This is a genomic window from Agromyces sp. CF514 (assembly GCF_900113185.1).
In the GTDB taxonomy this organism is placed as follows: domain Bacteria; phylum Actinomycetota; class Actinomycetes; order Actinomycetales; family Microbacteriaceae; genus Agromyces.
Genome location: NZ_FOZD01000001.1, coordinates 1,332,233 through 1,349,513, shown reverse-complemented (window position 1 = coordinate 1,349,513; position 17,281 = coordinate 1,332,233). Strand labels below are relative to the sequence as shown.

Below are 17,281 nucleotides of genomic sequence, written 5' to 3'. Positions count from 1 at the left end.
GGCATGACGAGCCCCGTGCGGTCGCTGTGGAACGCGCCTGCCGCGGTGCCGCCGCCGCCCCGCCGGGTGTGGCGCGACTGGGCGCTCGTCGGCGTGCTCGTGCCGCTCGTGGTCGTCGAGGCCGCGCTGCGGCCCGAGGTGCCGTGGCGGTGGGCGTGGGCCGCGGTGCTGGTGCTGCTCGTGCCGACCCTGCTCTGGCGGCGCTCGCGCCCGTTCACGATGCTCGCCGTCGCGTTCGGTGCGGGCACCCTGTTCGGCCTGGTCACGGGCGACGACCCGCAGCTCTACGCGACCGCGTACTTCCTGCTGCTCGTCTACGCCGTCATGCGCTGGGGGTCGGGCCGGGCGATGCTCGGCGGCGGCGCGCTCGTGCTCGTGGGCTGGGCCGCGTCGTTCCTGACCGGGCCGCAGGCGCTCGGCGACGTGATCGGCGGCATCGCGGTCGTGGTCACCGTCTGGTCGCTCGGGCTCGCGTTCCGCTGGCGCGCGGGGGCCAGGGCCCGTGAGCTCGACCGCATGCGCCTGCTCGAGCGCGAGCACCTCGCGCGCGACCTGCACGACACGGTCGCCCACCACGTCTCGGCGATCGCGATCCAGGCGCAGGCCGGCCTGGCCGTCGCCGACGCGCATCCGGATGCCGCGGCCGCCGTGCTGCGCACCATCGAGGCCGAGGCCTCGAAGACCCTCGACGAGATGCGGGCCATGGTGCGCGTGCTGCGACGCGACGACGAGCCGGGCGAGCGGATGCCGGCCCCGGCCGCCTCGGACCTGCGTCGGCTCGCGACCGCCGCACCGGGTTCGCCGGGTTCGCCGGGTCAGCCGGGTTCGCCGGGTCAGCCGGGCGAGCTCGAGGTGGCCGTCACGGTCGAGGGCGATCTCGACGGGCTGCCGTCGGCGGTCGGCGCGGCCGTGTTCCGGCTCGCGCAGGAGGCCGTCACGAATGCCCGCAGGCACGCACGGAGCGCGACGCGCGTCGACGTGCACGTGCTGGTGGACGGCTCTGGCGTGCACCTCGAGGTTCGCGACGACGGCCTGCCCGCGGCATCCGACTCCCCGGTGCGCCCCGGGTACGGCATCACGGGCATGGTCGAACGCGCGACGCTGCTCGGCGGAACGTGCGAGGTCGGGCCGATCGGCGGCGACGACCGCGGAGGGCCCGGCGGCTGGCGGGTCGCCGCGGTGCTGCCGCGTTCCGCATGGGCTGCGAGCAGCCGATCTGGAGGAACGACGTGACGATCCGCGTGCTCATCGCCGACGATCAGGAGCTGGTGCGCACGGGCCTGCGCATGATCCTCGACGCGCAACCCGACATCGAGGTCGTCGGCGAGGCGGTCGACGGCGGTGAGGCCGTCGCGATGGCCCGCGACCTGCGGCCCGACGTGTGCCTCTTCGACATCCGGATGCCGGTGGCCGACGGCATCGCCGCCACGCGCGAGCTCGCGGGCCCGGGCGTCGTCGACCCGATGCCCGTCGTCGTGATCACGACGTTCGACCTCGACGAGTACGTCTACGCGGCGCTGCGGGCCGGGGCGCGCGGGTTCCTGCTGAAGAACGCCGGAGCCGTGCTGCTGCGCGAGGCCGTGCACGCAGCGGCACGCGGCGACGCGCTCATTGACCCGAACGTGACCGTACGCCTCATCGAGGCGTTCGCCGGCAGCGAGCCCGAACCGCGGGCGACGCCGTCGACGCCCCTCACCGAACGCGAGCACGAGGTCGCCGCGGCGGTCGCGCGCGGCCTCGGCAACTCCGAGATCGGCAGGGAGTTGCACATCTCGCTCAGCACCGTCAAGACCCACATCGCGAGCGCGATGGCCAAGATCGGCGCACGCAACCGCGTCGAGCTCGCGATCTGGGCGACCGAGGCTCGGCGCGGCACGGTGGAGCGCTAGGCGATCCGCATCGCGCCGCCGTCGAGCGCGGCCCGCACCGCTTCGAGGGACTGCTCGGCGTCGAGCCCCGTCGTGTCGAGGGCGTGCGGTTCGAGCGCTCCGAGGTCGGCGAACTGGCCGTGCAGGTCGCGCACGACCGCCTCGTCGCGCAGGGCGCCGGCCGAGCGCGCCTTCGCCCGCTCGACGGTGGCGTCGACCGAGGGGCGGAGCACGACGTAGTGCAGCGGCGCTCCGACCTCGCGGGCCGCGTCGACGATCGGAGGCAGGAACCACGGCCCGACGACACCGTCGACGACCACGTCGTAGCCGCCGACGGACCAGCTCGCGGCCGCAGCCGCGATCGTCGCGACGACGACCTCGTTCTGCGCATGCGCCTCCGGGAGGTGGGGAGCGACCGCTCCCGACCGGATCGCCGAGTAGAACCGGTCGGTCTCGAGATGCACGGCGCGACGGCCGGACCGCTCGGCGAGCAGGGCTCCGACGGTCGACTTGCCCGAGCCCGACGGCCCGGTGACCACGATGATGTCACCGAGCGCGGCCCGCTCAGGCGCGGGATCCGGGACATCCGTCGCGTCCGACGCCTGGGGCGCGGGTGCGGGTGCCGGTGCCGGCGCCGGCGCCGGCGCCGGCGCCGATGCATCGAGCTCCTGGAACAGCGTGAGCTGCAGGTCCGCGGGCGCCCGAAGTCGCGAGTTCACCGAGCGCCACGGCGTCTCGCGGGGCTCGGCCTCGAGCTCGGCGCCCGCCGCGACGAGCTCGGCCGTCACCGCGGGCCCGTCGTCGACCTCGAGCGCGATCCTCAGCCGGTCGCTCGGCCGGCCCTCGGCTTCGACACGATCGATGTAGGCGACCTGCGCGGGATTCGACAGTTCGAGCGTCGCGCGGCCCGCGTCGAGGATCACGACCCTCGCGCCGCCCTCGCCGTCGTACGCCTCCTGCTCGGTCATGCCGAGCGCATCCCGGTAGAAGGCGAGCGCCCGCTCGAAGTCCTCGGCGTGCACGACGAGGCGCAGCTGTCGGACGCGTTGGGCAGCGGTTGCGGGTGCACCGATCTCTTCGCTGGTCATGCACTCATTCTGCGAGCCCCGCCCGCTCGGCGCGACCGGTCGTCGCGCGCCCGGGCCAGGATCACGCCGTCAGGCCACCGTCGCGCCGGCCAACGACGAGCCCGCAGCAGCGCGCTCGTCGGCGAGGCTTCGCGCAACCGCGGTGACGAACTCGCGCACGTGGGTGACCTCGTCGTCGGTCGGCACCCAGAAGACGGCCGCGGCGAGTTCCGCCACCAGCTCGCCCGGATCCTGATCGACGCGCACGAGCAGGCACGAGACGGAACACCCGGTGTCGACGAGGTGGCGCGCCGCGCGCAGCCGTTGATCGGGCGCGAGCCCGCCGACATCCGTCGTCTCGATGGCCCGCAGCAGACTCGACGCGTCCAGGAGCCGACCGAACTCGTCCCCGTGGAGTTCGGTCGCCTCGAGGAGTCCGTCGAGCCTCCCGGATGTCGCGGCCAGCCGATCGGGTTCGAGGATGCCCTGGGCGACGAGCGCGCTCCTCACCGTGGCGAACCGGCGGATCTCCCACGACGATCGGATCGGCCGCACCACGAGCGATCGCATGCACGATTCGGTGCCGAGGTGCTTGAGCTCGGGATCCCACTCGGCCATCGAGCGGTACTGGTCGACGAGCTGCGCCGCCTCGACGCGGCGCGCCGCCTCGTCGACGATGTGGGCGTGGGCGTCGCCCTGGGCGGTGCGGGACCGTCGCGCCAGGTAGCACGCGTACGAGTAGCGGATCTCGATCTCGCCCGACGCCTTCGTCTCGGCCAGCCACGGCGTGAGGATGTCGACCGGTTCGCGTGTGGGCCGCGGGCCGCGTGCCGGGCGCACCAGGCGCGGCATCGCAGCCGCCCTCGAGCCCGACGAGGGTGTCGGGTCGGCTGCCGCGACGAGCTGCTCGTGGTCGGGGCCGTCGTCGAAGATCACGTAGCTGAGCGCCGCCCGGGCGCGCATGCGCATGAGCACTCCGGCCGGATCGCGACGCGCGTGCTCGCGACGCTCCCAGGCGCGCCGTGCCGCCGCCGGATCGCGTCGGATCGACGTGCGCGCCGCGAGCCAGACCGACTCCCGGCGCGTGAGCGCGCATCGGGCCGCCGTCTCGACGTCGAGCAGGCGCACCAGCGCGTCGGCGGCCCTGCGGATCCGCTCACGGCGCCCGTCGTCGCCCACCGGATGCGAACCGGGCTCGAGGTCGACGAGCGCGGCCCAGTTGCGCGCAGTGGCGACGTAGAGCAGCAGGGTGCGCAGGAGCATGAGGTGCGGCTCGCCGCGCGGAGGGTCGTCGGGATCCGGCGCCGCGTCGGGGTCGGGCACGGGCGTCACCGCATCCTCGTCGCCCTCGGACGACGGGCTGCGTTCGGCTTCCGTCACGACCTCGAACGGCGGGCGGCCCTCGGCATCCGTCGCCCGTTCCCGAAGCGTGTACTCGTGCCAGTCCCGCGGCGGCGCCTGGAAGATCGTGTCCGTGTCGCACACCCACGCCGCCTGGTTCACGACCGGCTCGAGGCGGTCCATCAGCGCCTCCATGGTGTGCCGGTCGCGCGCGTCGACGAACTCGACCTGCACGCGCGTGTACTCCACGATGAGGCTGCGCGGTTCGATCTCGACCGCGCGGTCGAGGTAATGGTCGCGTTCGTCGTCATCGTCGGCCATCTGCGCGATCGCGAGGTAGCCGAGCGAGCGCCAGTTCGTCGCGCGGTAGAAGCCGCGGACGTCGGGGTAGCGGTCGGCCATCGTCATCGCCGTGAATGCGGCGGCCAGCGCGAGGAGCTTGCGATGCTGATCGGATGCCCCGGCATCCGTCGCCCTGGCGAAGCCGCGCGAGTCGAGCCGCAGATGCACCTCGCCGGCCAGGTGTCCGTTGCGGCGAAGGGTCGCGATCGCCGAGAGCGGATCGACCATGGTGACCTGGAGCATCCACGGAGCGGCGTTGAACAGCACCTGCACGACCCAGGCTGCAACCGAGGCGAGGCCGTTGCCGCTGCGGTCGGCGACCGTGATGAACTCGCCGAAATCTGGCGAGTCCTGTCGGTCGACCCGATGACCCGGGTCGTCGGCGTTGAGGTCGCGCATCTGCAGGAGCGCATCGATCGACCATGCGCTGTTCGTCGAGCCGTCGGGCGACATGACGTGCGCGTCGATGCGGGACCTCGTCGCGAGCCCGAACGCGAGCACCACGACCGAGCCGACCGCGAGTGCGCCGCCGACGAACATCCAGACGAACAGCGCGTCCCGTGCGAAGGCGGTCACGATCACCGTCGCGATCGGCGTCGCGGCGACGAGCGCCCAGCCGACGATGCGGAGGCGACGCCCGGCCGCCCTCGTGATGCGCGGATCGCGCACCCACGGCATGAGCGTCACCAGTCGGGCGGCGACGGCGAGCCCGACCAGCCACCCGGCGACCGCGATGCCGGTGTCGGTCAGCGGTGCGAGGTTGCCGTCGACGAACGCCTCCCACCGCGTGCCGACCTCCGCGAGCCAGGTGCTGATGCTGCCGACGCCGACGGAGGCGGACGCTCCCGCACCGCTCGAGCCGCTCGCGCCGCTCGCGCACGCGCTCAGCAACAGGCTGAGCGCACCGCCGATGACGATGGTCGTCGTCGACCGTCGGAGTCGAGCTGTGACTGGGGTGCGAGGTTCCATGATCCGATCCGCCTGCCCAGACCATCCCGCGGGGCCCGCCCGACCGCGTCAGGGCCTGCCCGGAACAGGGCCGGGGTCCGCACTGAGCACGGGCCGACTCAGCCGGCGCGCGACGCCCCCTGCGCGCGCAGCTCGGGGTACAGCTGCTCGAGCGGCGCCGAGAGCGCGGCCTTCAGCGCCCGGCTCGTCTGATCGGCGAGCACCTCGTGATCGCCCGCCTCGAGTCCGTCGTAGATCGCTGCGACGATGTCCGCCGGGCGCTCCTTGGGCACGTCGAGCCCCGCGGTCATGGGGGTGTCGGTGTAGCCGAGGTGCGCGCCGAGCACCTGCGTGCCCTGCCCCGCGAGCTCGAGCCGAAGCGAGTTGGTGAGCGACCAGAGGGCTGCCTTGGTCGCGCTGTAGACATTGCCGCCAGCGTGCCAGCTCAGTGCGGAATGGACGTCGATCACGGCTCCTCCGCCGTTCGCGGCGAGCACCGGGGCGAGCTGCTGCACGATCGCGAGGGGGCCGAACACGTTCGTCTCGAAGATGGCGCGCACGCCGTCCATCGGCGCGGCGAGCGTGGGCCCGGGCAGACTGATGCCCGCATTGTTCACGACGATGGAGACATCGGGCGCGAGGTCCGCCAGCGATGCGACGGCGGCGGCATCCGTCACGTCGAGCGCGAGCGGCACGACGCGGGCATCGGCCCAGTCCTTCGGCGTGCGGGCGGCGGCGTACACGCGCTGTGCGCCGCGATCGAGTGCCTGGCGTACGAACTCGGTGCCGAGTCCGCCGTTCGCACCGGTGATGAGCAGCGTGCTGCCGTCGATGAGGGTCATGATGGGGTTCCTTCCGGGGTGGGGCGGGTGAGCGGGAGCGGTGACGACGCAGCGGATGCCGCAGCCGCGACGGGAGCCGAGGGTGCGCCCGAATCCGCGCGCCGACGGCCCAGGTTCGCGACGGCGAACGAGGCGAGTCCGATCGCGAGGATGAGCGGCGCTCCGACCTCGAGCGCGGGTTGCAGTCCGTATGCCGTGGCGAGCGCGCCGAGGCCGAAGGCGGCGAGCGCCTGCACCAGGTATCCGACGACGTAGGCGGCGGAGATCACCGCGGCGCGTTCGTGCGCGGGGGCGGTGGTCGTGACGAGCCCGAGTCCGCCCGAGAACATGAGGCTGTACCCGCCGCCGGCGACGAGCGAGGCGGCGATGAACGCGGGCAGCGAGTGCGCGACGCCCGCGTACACGAGCAGGCCGAGGCCGGCGGCCGCGAGGGCGGGTCCGATGGTCACGGCGAGGCGCGGCGGCATCCGTCTGGCGAGGAGCGCGACGACCCCGATGCTGATCGCCGAGAGCGCGATGACGGCGCCGTCGACGAACGCATCGGTCGTACGCACGAGGTCGCGCGCGATCTGGGCGCCGAGCGCGAGGAAGATCGCGCCCATGGCGTAGGCGGCGGCGATGCCGAGGGTGCCAGCGACGAACGGTCGCCGCTCGGCCCGCGGCATGCGAGGGGGGCGCGGTCGCCACGATCCGTTCGCCGGGTCGCGGACAGGGCGGGGCAGCGCCCAGACGAAGGCCGCGACCACGGCGGTGACGCCCACGAGCACCCAGAAGCTCAGGTGCATCGGTGCGGGCGCGTACTGCACGAGGAACCCGCCGAGGATCGTCGACAGGGCGAGGCCCGACGCAGTCGACGCGGTCGTGGCCGAGGCGGCGCGACTCGCACCGTCGGCACCGCCGAACTCGACCATCGCCGCAGTCGCGGGGCTGAGCGAGAGGCCGACGCCGACGCCCATGAGCGCCCGCCCGACGAAGATCGAGGCGAGGTCGGGCGCGAGGGCGAACGCGATCGCTCCCGCCGCGACCGCGGCGAGCCCCATGAGCATGACGGCCCGGCGGCCGATCGTGTCGGACAGGTTGCCGAAGACGATGAGCACGGGCACGAGCACGAGCGGGTAGACCGCGAAGATCGCCGTGGTGACCGTGGGCGGCACGGACCACTCGGCGGCGTAGAGCGGATAGACCACCGTGGGCGCCCCGCTGGCCCAGAGTGCGAGGCCGGCGACGGATGCCGCGGTGAAGAAGCTCGCTCGTCTGCCCAGGCTCATCTCGGTCTCCTCTGGATTGGAAAACCCAAGTTAGCATGCTGACTCCGAATATCCTAGTCAGACTGGTAGACTCGCAGCATGTCCGCCGTCGCCCCCTCCCTGCAGCGCTGCTCCATCGCGCGCACCCTCGACGTGCTCGGCCAGAAGTGGTCGTTGCTCATCGTGCGCGAGGCGCTCTGGGGGCGCACGAGATTCGCGGAGTTCCGCGAGCGGCTCGGCATCGCACCCGACATCCTCACCGACCGCCTCGGGCGCCTGGTCGAGGCCGGCGTGCTCGAGCGACGCCCGTACCGCGACGCGGGCGAGCGCGAACGCGAGGAGTACGTGCTGACCGAGGCCGGACACGCCCTCGTGCCCGTGCTCGCCGCGATGGTCGACTGGGGCGACGAGTTCCGCCCGACCGGGTTCGGGCCCGCCGCCGTCTACGCCTCGCGCTCGACCGGCGAACCGCTGCAGCTCGCCTTCGTCGACGCCGAAGGCGTGCGGCACGACCTCGACGACGTCGTCCCGACGCGGGGGCCGGGCGCGCTCGCCTGAGGGCCACGGTTCACGGGCACGGCGCGGCGCCGACCGGGCGCTGAACCCGCCATCCGATCCGGGGGTTGACCCGATGTCCGCGATCGTCGGGCGCTCGTACCGTGCGACCCATGACCTCCACGAGCACATCCACGAGCACCGACGCGTCGCAGCCGCCCGCGACATCCGACCCCACGGGCTCCGCCGAGTCGGCCGACCCCACCGGCGCCGTCGCAGCCGCCGCCGATCTCACCGCGACGGGCCGACCCGCCCGACCCAGGCTCGGCACGCGCATCGCCTGGGTATGGGTGCTGCTCTCGTCGCTCGGCATCGCGGCGTTCGCGGTGGTGCCGTACCTCACGGCCTCGCTGCGAACGCTCGCCGAGCAGCCGTCGGGCGGACTCGCGGCGAACTACGCCGAACAGCCGTGGCCGATCCAGCTCGCGTTCTACGCACACATCGTCGCGGGCGGACTCGCCCTCGTGCTCGGGCCGCTGCAGTTCTGGCGGGGCCTGCGCACGCGGCATCCGCGGGTGCATCGCTGGACGGGCCGCACGTACCTCACCGCCGTCGGCATCGGCGGGCTCGCCGCACTCGTGATCGCGCCCGTGAACGACGCGGGCCTCGTGGGCCTCTTCGGCTTCGGCGGGCTCGGCGTCGTGTGGCTCGTCACCGGCACACTCGCCTACCGGGCGATCAGGCGAGGGGATGTCGCGGGCCACCGCGCGTGGATGATGCGCAACTTCGCCCTCACCTACGCCGCCGTGACCCTACGCATCTGGCTGCCGCTGCTCATCGTGGCGCAGCTGCCCTTCCTGAGCGGCGGGTTCGACTTCGACGCGGTGTTCGCGAACGCGTACGCCGCGGTGCCGTTCCTCTGCTGGCTGCCGAACCTCGTGGTGGCCGAGTGGCTCATCGCGAGGCGCGGACTGCCCGGGTTCCGGCCCGCCGGCGCGCCGAGCCTGCCGTCGCAGGCCTGACCCGCCGGTCGGGCGGCGGCGTCAGACCGTGGGCCACCACGAGGCATCGGTCCACATCGCGAGCTCGCGCTCGAGCGCCGCGCCGATGCGGAACACCGCGGCGTCGTCATAGGTCCGCCCGACGATCTGCACGCCCGTCGGCACGCCGTTCGGGGCGATGCCCGACGGCACGGCGAGCACGGGCACGCGGCCGATCACGTTGAACGGCAGCGTCATGAGCTTCGAGAAGATCGCCCTGCTGTCGGTGCAGGGCTCGTCGGCGGCGAGGCCCGTGGTCGCGATGGTCGGGCAGACGAGCGCGTCGTAACCGGTCATGAGCTCGGCGAACGGCCGGTAGAACTCCGACTCGGCGACGAGCCCCTCGACGTAGTCGCCGCCGTCCGCCGCCGACGCGGCGAACGCGCGCGTGTACGGCATGAGCTGCTCGGCACGGGCCGGGTCGCCCTCGGCGATCGACTCGATGAACGGGCCCATGACCGCGCCGAAGTGCGGCCACGCGGTCGCGAGCACCCGCTCGGGGCCCCACGGCAGCGTCACCTCGTCGACGTGCGCCCCCGCGGCGACCAGCGCGGCGGCGACCTGCCGCGTGTTCGCCTCGACGATCGGGTCGACGTCGTAGCCGCCGAGGTCGAGGCAGAGCGCGATGCGCGTGCCGCGGAGCGGCGCGACCTCGCCCGAGACGGCCGCGATCTCGCGGAGCGAGGCGGCATCGCCGACCCACGGGCCCGAGATGACGTTCTGCAGCAGCGCGACATCCGCGACGCTGCGCCCCATGGGCCCGTCGGCGCAGTACGTGTCGGAGTTGAACGGGGCCATGCCGGGCACGCGCCCGAACGGCGGCTTGAAGCCGACGACGCCGTTGAACGAGGCCGGGATGCGGATCGAGCCGCCGATGTCGGAGCCCGTGGCGAGCAGGGTCGACCCGGCCGCGAGCACGGCACCCGAGCCGCCGGATGAGCCGCCGGGCGTGTACTCGGGGTTCCACGGGTTGCGCGTGACGCCCCAGAGCTTCGAGTGCGTCACGGGCGCGCAGCAGTACTCGGGCGTGGTGGTGCGCGCGTGGATGACGGCGCCGGCCGCCTGGATGCGCTCGACGATGGGGTGCGTCTCGTCGGCGATGTGGCCCTGCTCGAGCAGACAGCCGTCTTCGAGGAGGCGACCGGCGACGGGCTGTTCGTCCTTCAGCATGAGCGGGATGCCCTCGAGCGCCCCGAGCGCCTCGCCCGCCGCGATCCGGGCTTCGGATGCCGCGGCGGCCGCCCGGGCCTCGTCGATCCACTGCTCGGTGACCGCGTTGATCACGGGCTCGGTCGCCGCCGTGCGCTCGAGCACGGACTCGAGCAGGTCGACCGGGGAGAGCTCGCGTCGTCGCATGAGATCGGCGGCCTCGGTGGCGGTGAGCCGGAACAGGTCCATTCGGTGTTGCCTTTCGGGTATCCGTACGCCGTACGGATCCGTACAGCGTACGGACGATACTGTTGCACGCATGGCGTCCCGTCAAGAGGCAACCCGCACCGCGCTCGAACAGCGTCAGACGCTCACCCGCGCCGACGTCACCTCGGCCGCGATCGCGCTCGTCGAACGCGACGGACTCGAGACGCTCACCATGCGACGGCTCGCCGCCGAGCTCGGCTGCGCGCCCATGAGCCTCTACACGCACGTGCGCAGCCGCGACGACCTCGTCGACGCGATCGTCGCCCAACTGATCGAGCGGCTCGCCCTGCGCGAGGTGCCGGGCGAGTCCTGGCAGGACGCCGTCCGACGGACGCTGCGCGCCTACCGCGAGCTCGCCGTCGATGTGCCCCACGCGTTCGAACTGCTCGCGCTCGCGCCGTACGACGCTGCGCCCGTCGCCCCGCACCTCGCGAACGTGGTCGGCAGCCTTGAGCGCGCAGGCCTCGACCGCGAGCAGGCACGCCAGATCCTCGGCATCGTCGACGGATACGCGACCGGGTTCCTCGTCGTGTGGGCGCGCGGTCGCGTAGCACGCAGCGGCGCATCATCCGCCGGCGAGTCGTCCGGCCCCGGTGCCGCGATCGCCCCCGATGTCGCGGGCATGCGCGACCTCGCGACCTTCGACCAGGGGCTCGAGGCGCTGATCGCCGGACTCGACGCGACCCTCGTGGAGCCGGCGACCGCGCCCCGGCATCCGTAGCCCTGCGTGCAGATCTCCGTGTGCTGCACGGATGCGGCGCCGTCGCGCCCGCACGACACTCGCTCCATCAGTCATCACCGGCGGGCCCAGGACCCGCCGAAACCGGATCGAGGAGCACCGCATGACGGACACCACGGCGATCACCGCAACCGAGGCGGATCGCGAACTCAAGGCCAAGCACCGCAGCATGTGGGCGTCTGGCGACTACCCGACGCTCGCCTCCGACCTCATCTGGGAGCTCGGACCGCGCGTCGTCGCCGCCACCGGGGTGCACCCGGGCGACCGCGTGCTCGACATCGCGGCGGGCAGCGGCAACGCGTCGATCCCGGCAGCGGTGGCGGGCGCCGCCGTCGTCGCGAGCGACCTCGCCCCCGAGCTCTTCGCCGTCGGGCGCCGCAAGGCCGCCGAGGCCGGCGTCGAGGTCGAGTGGCGCGAGGCCGACGCCGAAGACCTCCCGTTCGAGGACGCCTCGTTCGACGCGGCGGTCTCGACCGTGGGCATCATGTTCGCGCCGCACCACGAGGCGGCGGCGAGCGAGCTGCTGCGCGTCGTGCGGCCCGGCGGGCGCATCGGACTGCTGAACTGGACCCCCGAGGGCTTCATCGGCCGCATGTTCGGGGTCATGAAGCCCTATGCGCCGCCGCTGCCCGAGGGCGCGACGCCCGCACCGCGCTGGGGCGACGAGGCGCACGTGCGCTCGCTGCTCGTCGACGGCGCGACCGACGTGGTCGCGGTACGGCAGACGGTCGAGATCGGCCGGTTCGCCAGCGGCGCCGAGTTCCGCGACTACTTCAAGTCGCACTACGGGCCGACGATCGCGGTGTACCGCCGCATCGCCGACGACGCCGAGGCCGTACAGGCCCTCGACGACGCGCTCGCCGCGCACGGCGACGAGCAGCTGCGGGCCGACGGTTCCGGCGCGATGCGCTGGGAGTACCTGCTCGTGACCGCCACCAGGCGCTGACCGGGATCCGGCCCGCGATCCGGCGCGACACCGCGAAATGCAGCACACCCGACAGGAGAGGAGACCACCGTGAACCTCAGCGACCACTTCTGGGTCCACGAGCTCCGGATCGCCGACGAGGCGAGCTTCACCCGAGACCTCGAGCACCGACGCATCGCCCTCGAGCGCACGGCCGAGACGGCGAGCGCGGCCGCCCGACCTACCAGCAGGGCGGATGCCGCGGCCCGCGTCGCGACCGGCGCTGGCGTCCGCGCGCGGCTCGCGGGTCTCGTGCACCGGCTCGCCATGCGGCCGCCCGGCCCCGGGGGACCGCGGCCGGCGATCTGACCCGTGCGGCCGCAGCCACGCAGGCGGGCGGCATCGGTGCGTCGAATCGCACTGGTGCCGCCCGCCCGGCGCGGTCCTAGAATGACGCCGTGTCGAACCCGCGCCTGACACCGCGCGAACGCGCAGTACTCGCCGCCATCGAGCGGCGACTGAACAATCCCGAGATCGCCTCCGAGATGTTCATCTCGGTGCGCACGGTCGAGAGCCACGTCGCGAGCCTGCGCCGCAAGCTCGACGCCGAGACGCGCGCCGAACTCGTGACCGCGTCGATCGACCTGCGCTCGGCATCCGTCCGCGTGCCCGACAACGCGTTCATCGGGCGAGAGGCGGACCTCGGGCGCCTCGCCGCCGCGGTCCGAGCGCGGCACTGGGCCACCGTGACCGGGCCGGGCGGGGTCGGCAAGACGCGGCTCGCACTCGAGTTCGCGCGGGCCTCGACGGTCGAGGGCGCTCCCGTCGTCGTCGAACTCGAGCACGCCGAGCCCGCCGACGTCGTCGCACGCATCTCCCGGGCGCTCGACCTCGAGTCCGCGCCGGGCGTCGACGCGCTCGACGCCGTCGCGACCTCGCTCGGCAGCCGCCCCTACCTGCTCGTGCTCGACAACGTCGACCGCGTCGGCGCCGCGGTCGGCGAGGTCGTCGCACGCGCGACCGCGCACGCACCCGGGCTGCGCGTGCTCACGACATCCCGCACGCCGATCGGCGACCCTGCCGAGGCGGTCATCGCGCTCGCCCCGCTGCCCGCGGACGGCGCCGGCTCCCCCGCCGTCGCCGTGTTCCTCGAACGCCTCGGGCCCGGCGCCGTGGCATCGCCGCCGACCTCCGACGAGCGCGAGCAGGCGGCACGCATCTGCGCACGGCTCGACGGCCTGCCGCTGGCACTCGAGCTCGCGGCATCCGTCGCTCGGCACCTGTCGCTCGCCGAGCTCGCCGAACGACTCGAGCACGACTTCGCGACGCTCGACCGGGCGGCACCCGGCGGGCGGCACCGCACCCTCGAGACCGCCTTCGAGTGGAGCTGGGACCTGCTCGACGCCGACGAGCAGCACGTGCTCCGACGCCTCGCCGCCCTGCCGCGCACGTTCGACATGGACCTGGCGCTCGCCGTCACGCACCCGGGCGCCGGCGGCACGGTCATGCGACTGCTCGACCGGTCGCTCATCGTCTCGACCGGCGGCACGCCGCGGCGGTTCCGACTGCTCGAGGTGCTGCGCGACTTCGTACGGGCGCGCACCGACGACGACCTCACACGTGACGTGCTCGAGCGCCACGCGACGTTCATCGAGGCGATCGTCGTGCCGTTCGCCCGCCGCGCGCGACTCGACGACAGCCTCGAGGCGATGCATGCGTCGGAGATCCTCTGCCCCGAGGTGAACGCGGCCGTGCGCTGGGCACGCGCCGCGCGGCATCCGACCGCCCTGCCCCTGGCGTCCTCGCTCGGCGTCGGCGTCGATCAGTACGGCTCGGACGTCGACAGCGTGCGCACGCTCGCCGCGGTCGCGCGCGACGCCGAGGTGATCGCCGATGCCACGCCGCAGCAGCTGCTCGCGCTCGGCATCGCCCTCACGTTCCTCGACCTCGACGCGGTCGCCGAGCTCGCCGAGCGCGCATCGGCCGTCGCCGTCGAGGACCGCGACCGGCTCGCGGCGCTGCACCTGGCCGGCATGGCCGAGGCGTACCTCGAGCACGAGCAGGCCGCGCTCGAACGACTCGCCGAGGCCGAGACGCTCGCCGAGCAGCTCGGCGACCACTGGGAGCTCGCGGCGACCCGCCAGATGCGCGGCGTCGCACTGCGCCGAAGCTCGCCGGAACGCGCCATGGAGGACTTCGCCGCCGCCATGCGCGACTTCGGCCGCGCCGGCGACGCGATGCACGTCAACAACGCGCGCTACATGATCGCCCTCACGGCCGCCGAGGCGGGCATCGACCTCGACCGGGCGGCCGAGCTCGCCGCGGAGTGCGTCGACTACGCCCGCGCCTCGCACAACGAGCACGAACTCGCGCACGCCGCGATGGTGCAGCAGCTCATCGGACGGGCCGACCCCGAGCTCGAGCTCGACGAGCTGGTGCAGGAGTTCCGACGGTTCGGCGATGCGCGCTGCCGCATCCGCATCCTGCTGCTGCAGGCCGAGCGGGCGCCCGCCACGCCCACGCGCCGGGCGATCCTCCTCGAGGCGCTCGACCTCGCGCAGGCCGTGCACGACGAGCATCGGGAGTCCGAGGTGCTCGCGCTGCTCTCGGTCGCGGCGCCCGCGACCTGAAGACGGATGCCGCGGACACGCGTCCGGTGATTGTGCGCCGCCTCCGACCGGAGGATCCTGAACCCATGAGCGATCGTGAGGAATTCCTGGTGTGGCTGCAGAGCGCGTTCGTACCGGCCGAGCGCGCCATGTTCGACGGCGACGACGGCCCGCGCCGTGCGATCTGGTCGGAGTCGGACTCCGTGACCGTGCTCGGCGCGTGGCGCAACGCCGCAGATCGCGCCGAGCTCGTCGAGGCGTTCGAGGTGCTCTCGCGGAGCTTCTCGGACTGCACCGACTACGCCTTCGAGCTGATCTCGTTCGACGTGATCGGCGAGATGGCGTACACGGTCGGGTACGAGCGGGCCTCGGCGTCGATCGACGGCTCGCCCCGCAAGTTCACGCTCCGGGCGACGCAGGTCTATCGGCGCGAACCCGGCGGATGGCGCGTGGTGCACCGCCACGCCGACCAGGTCTGAGTCCGAGTGGGGGCCGCGCCCTCTTCCGACCTCGTCGCCGGTCCGTTCACGGGCGTGCCGGGCTCGTTCGGTCGGGAGCGCCCGGCTCGTACACCGCGAGGCGTTCGCGCAGCGACCCGGCGTGCAGCTCGAACAGATGGCCGTCCTCGTCGTAGAAGTAGATCGACTCGCCCTCGCCGTCGACCCGCGAGCGCGGTGGTCGGAGGTCGAGTCCGAGCTCGGCGATCCTCGACCGCAGTTCGGGCAGGTCGACGCGCTCGACCTGGAAGGCCACGTGGTTGTAACTGCGGGGCAGTCCGCCGTCGCCCTGCATGATCGCGATCCAGGTCGCCGTCGGCCCGTCGCCGACGAGGAAGAACCGCTCCGCCGAGAGCGAGAAGGTGCGCTCGCCGCTGTCGTAGACGCGCTTCGCCCCGAGCACGGTCAGGAGGATCTGCTCCATGCGATCGAGGTCGCGCACGATGAAGGTCACGTGGCTGAGTCCGCTGCTGGTCACCCACCCCACGCTAGTCAACGGTGCCGGTGCGCTCGATCATGACGACGGATGCCTCGCGCTCGGCGCGACCGACGGCCCGAGCTCGCGGCTCGTCAGCCCAGGATCGCCTGTCCCGGCACGCGTGCGTTGCGCTCGGCGGCGTCCGCCGCCAGTTCGAGCGCAGTGCTCAGAGGGTCGCCGCGGTCGAGCGCGGCGAGCAGGCCGCCGAGGAAGCTGTCGCCGCTGCCGGCGGGGAACCGGCCGATCGCCTGCGGCGCGGGCGCCGGGCCGTCGTGGTCGGGCGCGGACGCCCAGGCGCCGTTCACGCCGTCGGTCACGATCGCAGCTACGCCGTACCGTGCGCGAACCGCGGCGGCCGCGGTCTCGGCGTCGGGCAGGTCGGATCCGAGGAGCTCGGCGGCCTCCGACCGGTTCACCTTGACGAGGTCGGCACCGCCGACGGTGGCCCGCAGTCCCGCGCCCGAACCGTCGACGGCGACGTGGGCGCCGCCGGCACGCAGCGCGCCGAGCAGCTCGGCGAGCTCGTCGAGCGGAACGCCGGGCGGGATCGACCCCGAGAGCGCGAACCACGCGCCGGGCCGCGCGGCGGCGACGGCCCGCACGACCGAGACGTACGCGGACCACTCCGCCGCGGTCAGCGCCGTGGCCTGCTCGTAGACGTCGGTGCTCGTCGCGGAGGCCCGCGACTCGACGATCGCGAGGCACGTGCGGGTCGTCGCGGCGAGCTCGACGGGTTCGACCGCGAGGCCGTCCGCGGCGAGCAGGTCGCCGACCCACTCGCCGGTCGGGCCGCCGAGCGCCGCGACGGCGAGCACGTCGGCGCCGAGCGCCGCAGCCGATCGGGCGACGTTCAGCGCCTTGCCACCCGCGACGCGCGTGACGGCGGTCGGCCTGGTGATGTCGCCGACGGCGAGCGCATCCACCTCGTACGTCACGTCGAGGCTCGGCGAGAGGGCGAGCGCGACGATCACGGGCGGGCGCTCCAGGGCCGCACGACGCCGAGGATGCGCGGGCGGCCGTCGCCGAGCACGGCGAGGGCGAGCTCCGAGACCTCGACGGGCGTGTGCCAGCGCGTCGTGCCGTCGGGCTGCTCGTGCCAGCCGAGCTGCAGCACGTCGTCGGGCACGTCGAGGTCGCCGTTCGCGGGGTCGGCGCCGGCGCTCGTGCGCACGAACGCCACGCGGCTGGCCACGCGCTCGCGCAGCGCCCGCATCGAGGCATCCGTCACCGTGCGACCGTAGACGAGCGCCTCGTCGAAGCGGCGATCGCCGAGCGCGGTGCGCAGGGCCGCGGCATCCGTCGCGTCGACGAACAGCGCATGCACGCCCTCGGGCATGGCGCGACTGCGGCCGATGCCGGTCACGTCGGCGCCGCCGGCCACGAGCGAGGTCGCGGCGGGCGCGAGGATGCCTCCGGCGCCCACCACCAGAACCGTCTTCACGGGCGTC

Annotated in this window: 17 protein-coding genes; 9 read left to right on the top strand and 8 right to left on the bottom strand. The window is 73.6% G+C overall.

Annotated features, from left to right (window positions below):
• Positions 1-3: 3 nt before the first annotated feature.
• Both BM342_RS05965 and BM342_RS05960 read left to right on the top strand, forming a co-directional pair.
• Complete coding sequence (locus BM342_RS05965; RefSeq protein ID WP_092964521.1) at positions 4-1,233, top strand: sensor histidine kinase; 1,230 nt, start codon at positions 4-6, stop codon at positions 1,231-1,233.
• Positions 1,230-1,889, top strand: coding sequence for a response regulator (locus tag BM342_RS05960; protein ID WP_092964520.1), 660 nt, complete (start codon positions 1,230-1,232; stop codon positions 1,887-1,889). The genes BM342_RS05965 and BM342_RS05960 overlap by 4 nt, the downstream gene beginning before the upstream one ends.
• On the opposite strand, the gene BM342_RS20140 is transcribed toward BM342_RS05960, so the two are convergent.
• The 4 genes from BM342_RS20140 to BM342_RS05940 all read right to left on the bottom strand — a co-directional run bounded on the left by BM342_RS20140 (position 1,886) and on the right by BM342_RS05940 (position 7,676).
• Positions 1,886-2,956: an AAA family ATPase gene (locus tag BM342_RS20140; protein WP_255368558.1), complete on the bottom strand. Its 1,071-nt coding sequence runs from the start codon at positions 2,954-2,956 to the stop codon at positions 1,886-1,888. The genes BM342_RS05960 and BM342_RS20140 overlap by 4 nt on opposite strands.
• 69 nt (positions 2,957-3,025) lie before the next feature.
• The gene (locus BM342_RS05950) at positions 3,026-5,587 is read right to left on the bottom strand and encodes a hypothetical protein (protein ID WP_092964519.1); all 2,562 of its coding nucleotides are present in this window, start codon (positions 5,585-5,587) and stop codon (positions 3,026-3,028) included.
• Between the two features lie 98 nt (positions 5,588-5,685).
• Complete coding sequence (locus tag BM342_RS05945) at positions 5,686-6,408, bottom strand: SDR family oxidoreductase (RefSeq protein WP_092964518.1); 723 nt, start codon at positions 6,406-6,408, stop codon at positions 5,686-5,688.
• On the bottom strand, positions 6,405-7,676 hold the full coding sequence (locus BM342_RS05940) for an MFS transporter (protein ID WP_092964517.1): 1,272 nt from the start codon (positions 7,674-7,676) through the stop codon (positions 6,405-6,407). Before BM342_RS05940 ends, BM342_RS05945 begins: the two co-directional genes overlap by 4 nt.
• A 78-nt stretch (positions 7,677-7,754) precedes the next feature.
• Between BM342_RS05940 and BM342_RS05935 the strand changes: the two genes are divergently transcribed.
• A complete protein-coding gene (locus BM342_RS05935) occupies positions 7,755-8,213 on the top strand; it encodes a winged helix-turn-helix transcriptional regulator (protein ID WP_092964516.1) in 459 nt (152 codons plus the stop codon).
• 110 nt (positions 8,214-8,323) lie between these two features.
• Positions 8,324-9,172, top strand: coding sequence for a DUF2306 domain-containing protein (locus BM342_RS05930; RefSeq protein WP_092964515.1), 849 nt, complete (start codon positions 8,324-8,326; stop codon positions 9,170-9,172).
• Between the two features lie 21 nt (positions 9,173-9,193).
• On the opposite strand, the gene BM342_RS05925 is transcribed toward BM342_RS05930, so the two are convergent.
• Positions 9,194-10,588, bottom strand: coding sequence for an amidase (locus tag BM342_RS05925; protein WP_092964514.1), 1,395 nt, complete (start codon positions 10,586-10,588; stop codon positions 9,194-9,196).
• A gap of 70 nt (positions 10,589-10,658) precedes the next feature.
• Here BM342_RS05925 and BM342_RS05920 point away from each other — a divergent pair, with 70 nt between their 5' ends.
• The 5 genes from BM342_RS05920 to BM342_RS05900 all read left to right on the top strand — a co-directional run bounded on the left by BM342_RS05920 (position 10,659) and on the right by BM342_RS05900 (position 15,337).
• Positions 10,659-11,327: a TetR/AcrR family transcriptional regulator gene (locus BM342_RS05920; protein ID WP_177232073.1), complete on the top strand. Its 669-nt coding sequence runs from the start codon at positions 10,659-10,661 to the stop codon at positions 11,325-11,327.
• 121 nt (positions 11,328-11,448) lie between these two features.
• Positions 11,449-12,291 carry a class I SAM-dependent methyltransferase gene (locus tag BM342_RS05915; protein ID WP_092964513.1) on the top strand — a complete coding sequence of 281 codons (843 nt, stop codon included), beginning with the start codon at positions 11,449-11,451 and terminating at the stop codon, positions 12,289-12,291.
• Positions 12,292-12,360: 69 nt separating this feature from the next.
• Positions 12,361-12,618, top strand: a complete 258-nt coding sequence (locus tag BM342_RS05910; RefSeq protein ID WP_092964512.1) for a hypothetical protein — start codon at positions 12,361-12,363, stop codon at positions 12,616-12,618.
• 89 nt (positions 12,619-12,707) lie between these two features.
• Positions 12,708-14,879, top strand: a complete 2,172-nt coding sequence (locus BM342_RS05905) for an ATP-binding protein (RefSeq protein ID WP_092964511.1) — start codon at positions 12,708-12,710, stop codon at positions 14,877-14,879.
• 65 nt (positions 14,880-14,944) lie between these two features.
• Positions 14,945-15,337: a nuclear transport factor 2 family protein gene (locus BM342_RS05900; RefSeq protein WP_092964510.1), complete on the top strand. Its 393-nt coding sequence runs from the start codon at positions 14,945-14,947 to the stop codon at positions 15,335-15,337.
• 46 nt (positions 15,338-15,383) lie between these two features.
• Here the strand turns inward: BM342_RS05900 and fosX are convergent, their stop codons facing one another.
• The 3 genes from fosX to BM342_RS19435 form a co-directional block, all read right to left on the bottom strand.
• Positions 15,384-15,833 carry a FosX/FosE/FosI family fosfomycin resistance hydrolase gene (gene fosX, locus BM342_RS05895; protein ID WP_255368557.1) on the bottom strand — a complete coding sequence of 150 codons (450 nt, stop codon included), beginning with the start codon at positions 15,831-15,833 and terminating at the stop codon, positions 15,384-15,386.
• 92 nt (positions 15,834-15,925) lie between these two features.
• Entirely contained in the window at positions 15,926-16,804 is an 879-nt protein-coding gene (locus BM342_RS05890) for a 1-phosphofructokinase family hexose kinase (protein WP_177232072.1), read from the bottom strand.
• Entirely contained in the window at positions 16,801-17,274 is a 474-nt protein-coding gene (locus BM342_RS19435) for a Rossmann-fold NAD(P)-binding domain-containing protein (RefSeq protein ID WP_143109768.1), read from the bottom strand. The genes BM342_RS05890 and BM342_RS19435 overlap by 4 nt, the downstream gene beginning before the upstream one ends.
• Positions 17,275-17,281: the final 7 nt, after the last annotated feature.